The sequence below is a fragment of the Bradyrhizobium erythrophlei genome, assembly GCF_900129505.1.
GTDB classification, from domain to species: Bacteria; Pseudomonadota; Alphaproteobacteria; order Rhizobiales; family Xanthobacteraceae; genus Bradyrhizobium; species Bradyrhizobium erythrophlei_D.
Map to the genome: position 1 here is coordinate 2,416,876 of NZ_LT670818.1, position 14,028 is coordinate 2,430,903.

General features: G+C 63.0%; 10 protein-coding genes and 1 pseudogene. 6 read left to right on the top strand and 5 right to left on the bottom strand.

The window, feature by feature from the left end:
- Positions 1 to 69: 69 nt before the first annotated feature.
- Positions 70 to 1,233 (bottom strand): hypothetical protein, encoded by a 1,164-nt coding sequence (locus B5525_RS11425; protein WP_079566102.1) that lies wholly within the window; start codon positions 1,231 to 1,233, stop codon positions 70 to 72.
- A gap of 348 nt (positions 1,234 to 1,581) precedes the next feature.
- Here B5525_RS11425 and B5525_RS11430 point away from each other — a divergent pair, with 348 nt between their 5' ends.
- The gene (locus tag B5525_RS11430) at positions 1,582 to 2,196 is read left to right on the top strand and encodes a response regulator transcription factor (protein ID WP_079566103.1); all 615 of its coding nucleotides are present in this window, start codon (positions 1,582 to 1,584) and stop codon (positions 2,194 to 2,196) included.
- Positions 2,197 to 2,449: 253 nt separating this feature from the next.
- On the opposite strand, the gene B5525_RS11435 is transcribed toward B5525_RS11430, so the two are convergent.
- The 4 genes from B5525_RS11435 to B5525_RS11450 form a co-directional block, all read right to left on the bottom strand.
- A complete protein-coding gene (locus tag B5525_RS11435) occupies positions 2,450 to 2,695 on the bottom strand; it encodes a hypothetical protein (RefSeq protein WP_079566104.1) in 246 nt (81 codons plus the stop codon).
- Between the two features lie 225 nt (positions 2,696 to 2,920).
- Entirely contained in the window at positions 2,921 to 3,313 is a 393-nt protein-coding gene (locus tag B5525_RS11440; protein WP_079566105.1) for a response regulator, read from the bottom strand.
- Positions 3,314 to 3,547: 234 nt separating this feature from the next.
- Positions 3,548 to 4,264 (bottom strand): Crp/Fnr family transcriptional regulator, encoded by a 717-nt coding sequence (locus B5525_RS11445; protein WP_079566106.1) that lies wholly within the window; start codon positions 4,262 to 4,264, stop codon positions 3,548 to 3,550.
- 208 nt (positions 4,265 to 4,472) lie between these two features.
- The gene (locus B5525_RS11450; protein WP_425305264.1) at positions 4,473 to 4,703 is read right to left on the bottom strand and encodes a helix-turn-helix domain-containing protein; all 231 of its coding nucleotides are present in this window, start codon (positions 4,701 to 4,703) and stop codon (positions 4,473 to 4,475) included.
- A 100-nt stretch (positions 4,704 to 4,803) separates the two neighbouring features.
- On the opposite strand from B5525_RS11450, the pseudogene B5525_RS46185 reads away from it, so the two are divergent.
- The 5 genes and pseudogenes from B5525_RS46185 to B5525_RS11475 form a co-directional block, all read left to right on the top strand.
- Positions 4,804 to 5,055, top strand: a pseudogene (locus B5525_RS46185) (hybrid sensor histidine kinase/response regulator); the annotation flags it as partial.
- Positions 5,056 to 5,320: 265 nt separating this feature from the next.
- Positions 5,321 to 7,579, top strand: coding sequence for a DUF1522 domain-containing protein (locus B5525_RS11460; protein WP_079566107.1), 2,259 nt, complete (start codon positions 5,321 to 5,323; stop codon positions 7,577 to 7,579).
- Positions 7,580 to 7,742: 163 nt separating this feature from the next.
- On the top strand, positions 7,743 to 8,126 hold the full coding sequence (gene flbT, locus B5525_RS11465) for a flagellar biosynthesis repressor FlbT (RefSeq protein WP_079566108.1): 384 nt from the start codon (positions 7,743 to 7,745) through the stop codon (positions 8,124 to 8,126).
- Positions 8,127 to 8,260: 134 nt separating this feature from the next.
- On the top strand, positions 8,261 to 10,525 hold the full coding sequence (locus B5525_RS11470; RefSeq protein ID WP_079566109.1) for a DUF1522 domain-containing protein: 2,265 nt from the start codon (positions 8,261 to 8,263) through the stop codon (positions 10,523 to 10,525).
- A 653-nt stretch (positions 10,526 to 11,178) separates the two neighbouring features.
- On the top strand, positions 11,179 to 13,986 hold the full coding sequence (locus B5525_RS11475; RefSeq protein ID WP_079573226.1) for a hybrid sensor histidine kinase/response regulator: 2,808 nt from the start codon (positions 11,179 to 11,181) through the stop codon (positions 13,984 to 13,986).
- The last annotated feature ends 42 nt before the right edge of the window (positions 13,987 to 14,028 follow it).

Sequence of the window (14,028 nt, forward strand, 5' to 3'; positions counted from 1 at the left end):
GCCGCCTTAAGCGAAAGGCAGCGCGCGCAGCATGCCACGGGAAAGTCGGCTTTCCAAACGCGCGATTTCTCAGGCCGCCCCTGTCAGCTTCTTCAAGAAGGCGCCGCCGCCGCTCACGGCGTCGCGACCCTTATAGGCCAGGTAAGTCAGGCGTCCGGCGAGGGAATCATGGCTGCGCAAGCGGCGCGATCCCAGGACATGGCCGACATTGTCGGGAAACCGCGCCACCTCCGCCTCGACCAGGGCAGCAATGGACGCCATCAGGGTTTCGAGGCGGACTCCCCAGTCGCATTGGTCGAGCTGGTCGATGCGGACCTGCAACGCGTATTCGGTGTCGTAGATCTCGGTCAGGATTTCCTTGGCGACGAGCACCCGGTTGTTCCTGAGCGCAACCCGCAACGTCGCCCGGCTGTCTTCCAGACGGTCCAGCACCATCGAGACCGCGATAGCATAGGGCGTGGCGGCGACGTCCGTGGCGTTCTTGGTGGCCGCTGCCTTGGTGGCAAGGCGGACGAGTTGCCAGTGATTCTTGAGCCGTTTGGCGATCATCGCGAGCGCAAAGGGAACAACGTCGGCGTGGTTTTTCCTGAACGCATCGAGCAATGCCGTTATCTTGACGACCTGCGCGTCGTCGAACTTCTGGATGGCCGCCGGCAGCGTCGCGTTGAATTTTGCCAGCGCATCCCGCTCGCGCAGTACGGCCTGCGTTTTGGTCAGGTCGTCATAGGCCGAGCGCGATGCCGTATAGGTCGCGAGCTTCTTGCGGGTCTGCTCGGCGCCATCCGGCGAGCCCAGCATGTTCTCGAGAGATTTGGCGACCTTGACCTGGAACGTGGCGGCGACCTGCACCGCCTGCTTCTGGTTGTTGGCAAGGATCAACTCGTCGATCTTCTTGGTGTAGTCGCTGGCCATGGTCCGCAACAGATCCCGGCTGATCCATTCCCAGATCGCGGCCAGTGAGCCGCGCTGTATCAGGCCGGAATTGGCATGCTCCGGGGCGCCGTTGACGAGCATCGGTTCCAGCGGTGCAAAGAAATAGCGCGACGGCATGCTGATTCGATTTTGCGTCGAGCCATCCTTGCGGAACTCCGCGCGCAACTTGGCGAGTACTTCGCCGGTGCCGGGCATTTCGCCTTCGCTGGCCTCCAGCCGCTCGAGTTCCGTCAGAAGACAGTTCCGCGTTAGCGGCGTCAGCCGCTGCAGAAACTCCTGAATCCGATCCGCCAGCTCCATTGCAACCGCGATCTGTCTGCGATTTTCGATCAGCTACGGCGCACCCTCCGCCTGGAGACGCGCCAATAGGATATGGAAACACAAAAACAGTTTGTGCCAGATTAAGAAATAAACGCGGGCCCCGTGAAACTACGGGCACCGCGGTTTAACGCCGAAAGCACTTCTACTATCCGTAGAACTACCGATGTTTTTGTCACAAGCCGTGGAATCACGGCGCTTTTCGTATGTATCGGCGGGATTTTCTGCGGGCGTCGCGACAGCCCGGCATTCCAGATTCTCCAAAAAGTCCGTATTCTTACTGAGTAGAAAATTAACCCTCGAAGAGCACAGGCTCGTTAAACAATTCGTATGGGACATCAAGAAAACCGAATCGCTGATTCGCCTTTCTCGACGTGGATCGAAAGCAGCGCGCCTCCCGACGACGATCTGGAAACGGTCCGGTTGTCCGCCGCACGCACGCGGGCGATGGATGAGGCAGGCGCCGCGATCGCCCGGCAGCTCAACGGACCAATGACTGCGCTCTTGCTCTACATGGGCGAGATCAAGCAGCACAGCCAGCAGCTTTCGCAAGCTGCGGGTAATCGGGTCTACCTGCAGCAGGTGGTCGAGAACGCCCTGCAGCAGACCGAGCGGGTCTGCGCCATGATCAAGCAGATGGCCGACACGCACGAGGAACCGGCCGCCGAGTCCGGCCGCAAGACCGGGTGGGAGAAGCGAGCCGGCCGCGGCAAGGAAGGTGCCGGCGTGATGTTCGCATCAAGCGCCGGCCAGAAGCCGCTGACCAAGCGCGAGCGCGAAGTGCTGAGCCTGATCAGCGAGGGCTATTCCAACAAGCAGGGTGCACTGCGGATGAATATCAGTCCGCGGACCTTCGAAAGCCACCGCGCCGAAGCGATGCGAAAGCTCGGCGCGCGAAACACCGCCGACCTCGTCCGCCTGGCACTGCTGCACCCGGCCGGCTAGGCGGCATCGGCTCTGATTGAGTCAGAGCCAGAGCGCCAAATCCCTTTCTGCCGCGTTCTTCACGCGCAGCGGTATCCGAGCCGCATCGGGCGCGGGCGCGCATGTTTCGTCCGAAAACGCGACGGCGTTGCCATCGCGCGGCGCGGCTGATGCGTGCGCCAGGCCGGATCGCTTGCCTGTCCTGAATTTTCTGGATTGCGATTTGTTGTCGGCGATGAGGCCGACGCGGGGCGCGCGCAGAGCGCGCGCCGGCTCAGTAGAGATCTTCCACGAATGAATGCACGCGGGGCGCGGTGGAGCGCGAGACGTCCGGTTTGGGCGGGCTCGGGATGATCGTAACGGTCCAGCGTTGCGGGATGCTTGTCTTGCTCTCGAGCACGGCGCGAACGTGGCCGGTGACCGTCGACCCGCCCGACCTTACCGTCGCGATTCTGCCGTTGAATTGCGCAATGCGGAGGCGCCGGACTTCTTTCTGGTCAGCCGTTTCAAACGTAAACATGAAGCCTCCCTCCCGCTCGCGCGATTGTCGCGGTTTGTTATTAGCCATGTATGAAAATGCGACGCCGTAGAAGTACGGCCGCAATCTTGCCGCGCAGGCTCGGTGTTGCAGGTTCTTCAGCGCTGCAGCTCCAGTGCCGCGGCCGATGAATAGGCCCTGTCCAGTTCGTCAAGCAGCGCGCGATACTCGCGAGCGCGAGCCGTTGGCGGCTTGTATCTGCGATTGTTAGGCGGCGGAGCCCGGGAACACCGCTTCCATTTTGGTTTTCAGGGTCGCGGCATTGAACGGCTTGACGATGTAGTTGCTGACACCGGCCTTCTTCGCGGCGATGACGTTTTCGGTCTTCGATTCCGCCGTTATCATGATGAAGGGGGTTTGCGAGAGCTCGGGGCTGGCGCGGACTTCCCTGAGCAAATCGTAGCCGGTCATCGGCTCCATGTTCCAGTCGGAGATCACCAGGCCGTACTTCTTGCCCTGCATCTTGGCGAGTGCGGCCGAACCGTCGCTGGCATCGTCAACGTTCTCGAACCCGATCTGCTTGAGCAGATTGCGGATGATCCGGATCATGGTGTTGTAGTCATCGACCACCAGGATCGGCATCGACAAATCAAAGGCCATGACTCTACTCCGCGCGGTTCGCAACTTGCCTGGCACGGGCGGGAGATCGCGGCATACGAAGAATTTTCGACGCTTTTTTCGAACTCGCGCTCGTCAGTATCGTGACAACTAGCAGCGGTCATTGAAGAGTGCGTTAATTCTGAACGGAATAAATCCACCGACAGCGCCGCGAGAGCCCGTAATTATACGGGTGCGGCTGGCCAGAACGATCTGCCGACCGGAGGTGGCGATGGCTCACGACAGGCAACGAGGCCGAAGCAGCCTGTTATACTGCGCCTTTACCGTCGCGTAGCATTCGCAAGAGGTTTTGCCGAGACCTTCGAGGTTGAGGATCTCGATGTGCCCCCGGCTGTAATGGATGAAATTGGCCTGCTGCAGCGTGTTGGCCACCAGCGAAACGCTGTTGCGCCGTGCGCCGATCATCTGCGCCATCGCTTCCTGGGTAAGGATGAGCTTGGCGCCGCCGGACAGATCGTGGGCCTGCAACAGACATCGCGCCAGTCGGGATTCCACCGTGTGCGAGGCGTTGCAGCCGGCGGTCTGCTGGATCTGCGCATAGACCGCCAGCCCGTGGCGAACCAGCGCCGCCCGAAACGTTGGGCTTTGATCGGCTGCGGCGCGGAGGCGATCGAGGTCGAGCGTCGAGGCGACGCCTGGCACCATCACCACCGCGCTGTTCAGCGCAGTCGCATCGCCGAGAGCGGAAAATGAGCCGAACACGCTGTCGCGGCCGATCATGGCGATCTGAACGTGTTCTCCCTTTGCAAGCTTCACGACGAGGGAGATCACGCCCTTGTGCGGCAGGAACGCGCGCTTGAGCGATTCACCCACTTCGACCAGCACGGTTTCCTGAACCAACTCCACGGTTCGCAGATGCGGACGGATCAATTCGAAATCATCAGCGTTGAGCGCCGACAAAAATCCGTTAGGTGAACGAGGAGCCGAATCCAAAAGAGCCTCCTTCCTCACGCGAACATAACCGGTCCGGCGGTCCCTGATACCGTCACGCTTATGCACGGTACTCGACGTAGAGGATGGGCCTTGCACGCAAAGTTGGCAAGAACAAATGGCATATGGGCGCATTTTCCTGCGCCTGTTTCCTGGAACTGCGCTCACGTCACCGCCCGCCGCGAAGGAATGGGTCGTCGCTGCGGCGCGTTCAACAGCCGACGATGGTGTGAGCCGACGATGGTGTGAGCCGACGATGGTCTGCTTTGACAACACCGTAGCATTCGCAGGCCGTCTCTCTCAGACCTTCCGCGTTCGCGATGTCGATGTAACCCCGGCTGTATCTGATAATTCCAGCCTGCTGCAGCGCGTGGGCGACAAGGGAAATCGCGTTGCGTTGCACGCCGATCAGTTGCGCCAGGGATTCCTGCGTCAGCGGCAATGTTTCGCCGCGGGATAGATCGCATGCGCACAACAGCAAGCGCGACAGGCGTGCTTCAACCGAGTGCGAGGCGGTGCAAGGCAGACAAGTCGCCACGTTTGCGATTATCGATACGAATGAGAAAATAGATCTGCTGCTTACCGACGTGATGATGGCCGGCTCGATCAACGGCCGGCAACTCGCCGTCGAAGCGATGAGCCGCAGGCCTTCGCTGAAGGTGTTGTACACCTCCGGCTGTTCGGAGGACGCCATGATTCACGATGGCTATCTCGATCCCGGCGTGCTGCTGCTCGCCAAGCCATATCGCAAAGCCGATCTGGCCAGGATGATCCGCGTCGCGCTCGAGGCCTGAAACAAGCGAATTCCAAGATGAACTCAACGCGTTTGCGCGCTGCTTGAAGCGGCGTTGCCGCGCTTGATCGCGGCGATTTCATCGATGCGCGCGCAATCGCGTCGATGCGCGGAAGGCGTCGCGCCGATCTCGTGCGCGCTCATTTCTAGGTATTACTACTGACCGCCAATTTAACGAACAGGTAGCACCGACAGAACAGGGTGATACGTCGCTGCCTGAAACGTGCGGCGTCGCGTCAACAGTGTTCATCCAGAAGGGTATCCAAATGTCCAGTATCGTTCTCTCTGCGTCGGTTCGCCAGAACCTGCTCTCGCTCCAGTCGACCGCCGATCTTCTCGCCACCACTCAGAACCGTCTCTCGACGGGCAAGAAGGTGAACTCGGCTCTCGACAATCCCACCAACTATTTCACGGCGCAGGGTCTCGATAACCGCGCCAGCGACATCAGCAACCTGCTCGATGGCATCGGCAACGGCGTGCAGGTTCTGCAGGCCGCCAATACCGGCATCACCTCGCTGCAGTCGCTGGTCGACACCGCGAAGTCGCTCGCCAACCAGGCGCTGCAGACCACGGTCGGCTACTCCACCAAGTCCAACGTCTCCACGACGATCGCCGGCGCGACCTCATCCGACCTGCGCGGCACGACGACATACACAAGCGCATCGGCGATCAGCAACGTCGTTGCCAACGGCACCGCCGGCGGCGCTTCCCCGGTCACGTCAGCGATTACGCTTGGCGGCATTGCGGGATCCCTGGTTGGTACTGCGGGCGTCGACGGCGCCGGAACTGCGGCCAAGCTGGCTGCTGGCCTCACCCTGCTCGGTGCTCCGAGCGCCACCACCATCGCGGCCAATTCGGCACCATCAGACGGTGACGTCCTGATCGTCAATGGCAAGACCATCACCTTCCACGCTGGCACTGCTCCGGCCGCGGGCGGAGTTCCCACCGGCTCCGGCGTCAGCGGCAATATCGTCACCGACGGCAGCGGCAACTCCAGCATTTACCTCGGCACCACGGCTGCGCCCTTGGCAACCGTCGGTGACGTGCTGAAGGCTATCGATCTCGCCAGCGGCGTCGCCAAGACCGTGAACGTCGCAGGCGCAGCAACCATCACCGGCTCGACCGCAGCGATCTCCGCCGGCGGCGTGCTCACCCTGGCTACCACGACGGGCGCCGACCTCAGCATCACCGGCAAGGCCGATCTGTTAAAGGGCCTCGCTCTGACCACGTCGGTCGGTTCCGGCAACGTAACCGTAGGCGCAGCGCGTACCACCGCTGCGACAACCACCGCCAACCTGATCCAGGACGGCTCGACCCTGAACGTGGATGGCCACACCATCACCTTCTCCAACGCGCACGTGCCGGCGGCGGCGCAGGTTCCGACCGGTTCGGGCATCCTCAACGCCGTCCAGACCGACGGCAACGGCAACTCGATCGTCTATCTGCAGACCGCGACCATTGCCGACACGCTGAACGCGATCGATCTGGCTTCCGGTGTGCAGACCGCAACCAACTCGGCCGGCGTTGCGGCATTCTCGACCGCGACGGGCGTTACCCCGTCGTCGGTGAATGCGAACGGCACGCTGAAGCTCAGCACCGGTACGGTGACTGATCTCAGCATCAGCGGTGGCACCGGCAATGCGCTGGCCGCCCTTGGTCTCAACGGTCCCACCAACAACAGCAGCAGCTTCAACGCTGCCCGTGCTGCCGGAGTCGGCGGCATCAACGGCAAGACCTTGACCTTCTCCTCCTTCAACGCCGGCACGGCGGTCAATGTCACCTTCGGCGACGGCACCGGCGGTACGGTCAAGACGCTCGACCAGTTGAACGCCCAGTTGCAGGCCAACAACCTGACCGCGACGCTCGACTCGACCGGCAAACTGTCGATCTCGGCGAACAACGATTTCGCTTCCTCGACCCTCGGGTCGGTGACAGCGGGCGGCGCGATCGGCGGCACCATCACCAGCGCGCTGACCTTCTCGACCGCTTCGGCGCCGGTTGCCGATCCCTCGGCCCAGGCCGTCCGCAGCAACCTGGTTACCCAGTACAACAACATCCTGGCCCAGATCACCACCACGTCCCAGGATGCTTCGTTCAACGGTGTCAACCTGTTGGGCGGCGATACGCTGAAGCTGACCTTCAACGAGACCGGCAAGTCGACCCTGGGCATCACCGGCGTCAACTTCAATGCGGCGGGTCTTGGCCTCGCCAACCTCACCAGCGGCGTCGACTTTATCGACAACGCCGCCACCAACAAGGTCGTCGCGAGCTTGTCCGCTGCCAGCACGTCGCTGCGGTCGGAAGCTTCGGCTCTCGGTTCGAACCTGTCGATCGTGCAGATCCGCCAGGACTTCTCGAAGAACCTGATCAACGTGCTGCAGACCGGCTCGTCCGACCTGACGCTGGCCGACACCAACGCGGAAGCGGCCAACAGCCAGGCGCTGTCGACCCGCCAGTCGATCGCGGTGTCCGCGCTGTCGCTGGCCAACCAGTCGCAGCAGAGCGTGCTCCAGCTGCTCCGCTGAGTTCGGCTGCAAGACAAACAACGGCGGCGGGGGAAACCCCGCCGCTTTCGACCTAAGCGTTCCCCGGGTTTTATGGCGCCTCGCCTGCCGCGTATTCACGCAAGCGATGCTCCGAAAATGTCGAGGGTGGTTTTGCCCGCGTACCCTAGAAAAGGAGACGACGATGCCGCTGCGAGTCGAGCTGAAGCCGTTTGAGCGGATCGTCATTGGCGAAACCGTCATTATCAATTCCGGCACCCGCACCTCGTTCCTGATCGACGGCGAGGCGCCGATCCTTCGCGAAAAGGACACCGTGACCGCCGAGACCGCCAACACGCCGGTCAAGCGGCTCTATTTCTGCGTCCAGATGATGTACCTGAAGAACGACATTCCGAGATATCGGAATGCGTATCTCGGCTTCGTCAAGGAGCTGCGCGAAGCTCTTCCCGGCTCGCGCGATGTGATCGACGGCGTCAACGCTCATGTCTCGGGCGGCGCCCTCTACAAGGCCCTCAAGGAACTCCGAAAGCTGATGAAGGTCGAGGAAGGCCTCTTGATGAGCGCCTGACGCCGGCGTTCGGCGTGTGAGCTGCGAACGGCATCCCGCAGCGTCTATCGGTTCAAAGTGAAAGGTATCGCGTAGCGTAAAACCCAACCCAAAAAGTATTGCGTACAAACGGTTCAATCCAGAAAGGTACCCGAATGTCCGGCATCGTTCTCTCAGCATCGGTTCGTCAGAACCTGCTCTCTCTTCAGTCGACCGCCGATCTTCTCGCCACCACGCAGAATCGCCTTTCGACAGGCAAGAAGGTGAATACCGCTCTCGACAATCCCACCAACTATTTCACGGCGCAGGGCCTCGACAACCGCGCCAGCGACATCAGCAACCTGCTCGACGGCATCGGCAACGGCGTACAGATCCTGCAGGCGGCCAACACCGGCATCACCTCGCTGCAGAAGCTGGTCGACACCGCGAAATCGATCGCCAACCAGGCGCTGCAGACAACCGTCGGCTACTCCAGCAAGTCGAACGTCTCGGCAACCATCCCCGGCGCTACTCCAGCCGATCTGCGTGGCACGACGACCTACACAAGCGCGACAGCGCTCAGCAACGTCCTCGCCAACGGTACCGCCGGTGGCGCTTCCCCGATCACGGGTGGGACCTTGCTCGGCGGCGTTGCCGCTTCGCTGGTCGGCACCGCTTCACTGGCGGGCGACGGAACGGCCAAACTTTCGGGCGCGCTGACCCTGGTCGACTCGACCGGTACCGCGGCCACCGCGCTTCTGGGCAATGCCCAGCCCACGGACGGTGACGTCCTGGTCGTCAACGGCAAGACCGTCACCTTCAAGGCGGGCACGGCTCCGGCTCCCGGCTCCGTTGCCAGCGGCTCCGGTGTCTCCGGCAATATCGTCACCGACGGGTCTGGGAATTCCGAGGTTTACCTCGGCACGAAAGCCGCTCCGTTGGCGACCCTGAACGATGTGCTCAAGGCGGTCGATCTCGCCAGTGGCGTTGCCAAGGCCGTGAACACCGCGGGCGCCGCGGTGATCACCGGCTCGACCAGCGCCATCAACGCCGGCACCGGCGTTCTGACGCTCAACTCGTCGACCGGCGCCGATCTCAGCATCACCGGCAAGGCCGATTTGCTGAACGAGCTGGGTCTGACCACATCGAGCGGTTCCGGCAACGTCACGGTCGGCAAGCCGCGTACGACGGCGTCGACAACCACCGCCAACCTGATCCAGGACGGCTCGACCCTGAACGTGAATGGCCACACTATCACCTTCACCAACGCGCACGTGCCGTTGCCAGCGCAGGTACCGACCGGTTCCGGCATCAGCGGCGCCGTCCAGACCGACGGCAACGGCAACTCGATCGTCTATCTGCAGACCGCGACGATTGCCGACACACTGAACGCGATCGATCTGGCTTCCGGTGTGCAGACCGCAACGAACACGGCTGGCGTCGCGGCATTCTCCCCTGCGACGGGCGTCACCCCGTCGTCAGTGGGCGCAAACGGCACGCTGAAGCTCAGCACCGGTACGGCGGCTGATCTCAGCATCAGCGGTGGCATCGGTAACGCGCTGTCCGCCCTCGGTCTCAACGGTCCGACCGGTAACAGCAGCAGCTTCAACGCCGCCCGCGCCGCGGGAGTCGGCGGCATTAACGGCAAGACCTTGACCTTCAGCTCCTTCAACGGCGGCGCGGCGGTCAATGTCACCTTCGGTGACGGCACCGGCGGTACGGTCAAGACGCTCGACCAGTTGAACGCCCAGTTGCAGGCCGATAACCTGCAAGCGACGGTCGATGCGACCGGCAAGTTGCTGATCACGGTAAACAACGATTTTGCTTCCTCGACCCTCGGGTCGGTGGCGGCGGGCGGCGTGCTCGGCGGCACCATCACAGGTGCGTTGGCCTGGTCGACCCCTTCGACGCCAGTCGAGGACGTTGCGGCTCAGGCCGTCCGTTCCAATTTGTTGTCCCAGTACAACAACATCCTGGCTCAGATCACCACCACGGCGCAGGATGCTTCGTTCAACGGTATCAACCTGCTCGGCGGCGACACGCTAAAGCTGACCTTCAACGAGACCGGCAAGTCGACCCTGAGCATCACCGGCGTCAACTTCGATGCGCCGGGTCTTGGCCTCGCCAACCTCACCAGCGGCGTCGACTTCATCGACAACGCCGCCACCAACAGGGCCATTACCAACCTTACCGCTGCCGACAATTCGCTCCGGTCGGAAGCCTCAGGTCTCGGTTCGAACCTGTCGATCGTGCAGATCCGCCAGGACTTCTCGAAGAACCTGATCAACGTGCTGCAGACCGGTTCGTCCAACCTGACCCTGGCCGACACCAACGAGGAAGCGGCCAACAGCCAGGCGCTGGCAACCCGCCAGTCGATCGCGGTGTCCGCGCTGTCGCTGGCCAACCAGTCGCAGCAGGCCGTGCTGCAACTCCTCCGCTAAGTCGGGCGGCGAGATCAACAATCGAGGCGGCGGGAGAGATCCCGCCGCCCTCGGACCAGGCGTTTCCAGGGTTTTATAGCGCCTCGCTTGCCGCGCATTACGGCGAGTGAAACCTCGAAAAGACCGAAAGCAGGCCGTCCACGGGTGCCTGACGCCGCGAAAATCCCGCTTGCCCATATCCGGCCTCGGGTTGCCCGGTTCGACCGCGGCTGACTTGGCCCGCGAGGTCAGGCCAGGCCGGAGAATAGCCGGAGGCATCACGACCTGTAGCCATCCGCTCAAGATTGCCGTTCATGTTCCATGTGCCACCTTTGCAGATCGTTCAAGGCGATCCGCCAAGACGGACGAGGGCCGGCGCCGACGCATGCCGCGCCGCGTTCAGGCCCGGCGGTAACCGTCGCTTTTGTCCGTATTAGCACGGACATCGAAATTAACGTGAATGAGCAACCGTGAGGGATATCGCTCGTAACGAGGGATATCCGTTGCTCCACTTCAGGTGACCTCCCCGACCTCGTTGGTTGCTGGTTGTGTCGGCGGCACAGTCACTTCCGGCCATGGGATGTGGCAGGCTCGAGGCTGGCACGCAGCAGATCTCCGGCGCGAAGAATGGTTGACGGTCGACCGCAACGCTAATGCCCTGGAAGGCCTGTTTCATGGATGATCTGTTGCGGGAGTTTCTGACGGAAACCAGCGAGAGCCTGGATACCGTCGACAATCAGCTGGTGCGGTTCGAGCAGGAACCGAACAACGCCAAGATACTCGATAACATTTTTCGCCTGGTCCACACCATCAAGGGCACCTGCGGCTTCCTGGGACTGCCGCGGCTGGAAGCGCTGGCGCATGCCGCCGAGACCCTGATGGGCAAATTCCGCGACGGAATGCCGGTGACGGGCCAGGCGGTGACGCTGATCCTGACCACGATCGACCGCATCAAGGACATCCTGGGCCGGCTCGAGGCGACCGAGGCGGAGCCCGACGGCTCCGATCAGGATCTGATCGACGAATTACAGGCGATGGTGGAGCGCGGGATGGAAGCGATGTCAGCGTCGGCTCCGCCGATCGCGTCCGCGGCTTCGCCGGTCGCGTCGGCGTCGGCTTCGCCGGCCGAAGCGGCGCCTGCGGCTGCCGCTGAGCCTGCGGTTGCGGCGGGCTCCTTGATACCGCAGATGCTGGAGCGGCCGCTGCGTCCCGGCGAAGTGTCGCTGGATGAACTGGAGCGCGCGTTCCGCGAAACCGCGATCGAGGTTGCATCGCCGCCCACGGCGCCGGTCGCGCCAGCTGTCGCCGCGCCCGCGCCGCGGGCCGCGCCCGCCAGGGAAGCCAAGCCGGTGGCGAAAGAGGCAAAGCCGGCCGCCGCCGTAAAACCCGCGGCCAGCAAGGTGGCCGCCGCCGACGAAGTGCACGAGGCCGACAAGGTCGCCAACCAGTCGATCCGCGTCAACGTGGATACGCTGGAACATTTGATGACCATGGTGTCGGAACTGGTGCTGACCCGCAATCAGCTCTTGGAGATCTCGCGGCGCAACGAGGACACCGAGTTCAAGGTGCCGCTGCAGCGGCTCTCCAACGTCACCGCCGAACTGCAGGAAGGCGTCATGAAGACGCGGATGCAGCCGATCGGCAACGCCTGGCAGAAGCTGCCGCGCATCGTGCGCGACCTCTCGGGCGAACTCGGCAAGCAGATCGAACTGGAGATGCACGGCGCCGACACCGAGCTCGACCGCCAGGTGCTCGACCTGATCAAGGATCCGCTCACCCACATGGTGCGCAACTCCGCCGACCACGGCCTGGAGACCCCGGCCGAGCGCGCGGCCGCCGGCAAGCCCGAGCAGGGCACCATTCGGCTGTCCGCCTATCATGAAGGCGGCCACATCATCATCTGCATCGCCGACAACGGCCGCGGCCTCAACACCGAGCGGATCAAGGCCAAGGCGGTCTCGAGCGGTCTCGTCAGCGAGGCTGAACTCGAGAAGATGACCGAAGCGCAGATCCACAAGTTCATCTTCGCGCCCGGCTTCTCGACCGCGGCCGCGGTCACCTCGGTGTCCGGCCGCGGCGTCGGCATGGACGTGGTGCGCACCAATATCGACCAGATCGGCGGCACCATCGACATCAAGTCGGTGGCCGGCGAGGGTTCCAGCGTCACCATCAAGATCCCGCTGACGCTTGCCATCGTCTCGGCGCTGATCGTGGAAGCCGCCGGCGACCGCTTTGCCATTCCGCAGCTGGCGGTGGTCGAACTGGTGCGGGCGCGGGCCAATTCCGAGCACCGCATCGAGCGCATCAAGGACACCGCGGTGTTGCGGCTGCGCAACAAGCTGTTGCCGCTGATGCACCTGAAGAAACTGCTCAAGATCGACGACGGCTCCTCTTCCGATCCGGAGAACGGCTTCATCGTCGTGACCCAAGTCGGCAGCCAGACCTTCGGCATCGTGGTCGACGGCGTGTTCCACACCGAGGAAATCGTGGTCAAGCCGATGTCGACCAAGCTGCGCCACATCGACATGTTCTCCGGCAACACCATCCTGGGCGATGGCGCCGTGATCATGATCATCGATCCCAACGGCATCGCCAAGGCATTGGGCGCCTCGGGTGCTGCCAGCCATGAAATCGCCGACGAGAACGCGGCTTCCCGCGCCAGCGCCGCCGATCAACTGACCTCGCTTTTGGTGTTCCGCGCCGGCAGCGCCCAGCCCAAGGCGGTGCCGCTCGGCCTCGTCACGCGTCTGGAGGAGATCGCCGCCGACAAGATCGAGCTCTCCAACGGCCGCTACATGGTGCAGTATCGCGACCAGCTGATGCCGCTGGTGCAGATGAACGGCGTCAATGTCCAGACCACAGGCTCGCAGCCGATCCTGGTGTTCGCCGACGACCGCCGCTCGATGGGGCTGGTGGTCGACGAGATCGTCGACATCGTCGAGGAGAAGCTCAACATCGAGGTCGCGGGCGAGCAGCTGGCCGGCATTCTCGGCTCCGCCGTGATCAAGGGCCAGGCCACCGAAGTGATCGACGTCGGCCACTTCCTGCCGATGGCGTTCCCCGACTGGTTCACGCGCAAGGAGATGGCGCCGTCGGCGTCCGCGCAATCGGTGCTTTTGGTCGACGACAGCGCGTTCTTCCGCAACATGCTGGCGCCGGTGCTCAAAGCCGCCGGCTACAAGGTGCGGGTGGCGCCGAACGCGCAGGAGGGCCTGACGGCGCTGCGCTCGGGCCAGGTCTTCGACGTGGTGCTGACCGACATCGAGATGCCCGACATGAACGGGTTCGAGTTCGCCGAAATTATCCGGGCCGACCAGCACTTAAGTGCGATGCCGATCATCGCGCTGTCCTCGCTGGTGTCGCCGGCGGCGATCGAGCGCGGCCGGCAGGCCGGCTTCCACGATTACGTTGCCAAGTTCGACCGTCCCGGCCTGATCGCGGCGCTGAAGGAACAGACCGCCGAACTCAACCGCGCGGCATGAAACAAGTTCAGCCAGCCATGAGCAAGCTCAGCCCGGGCATAA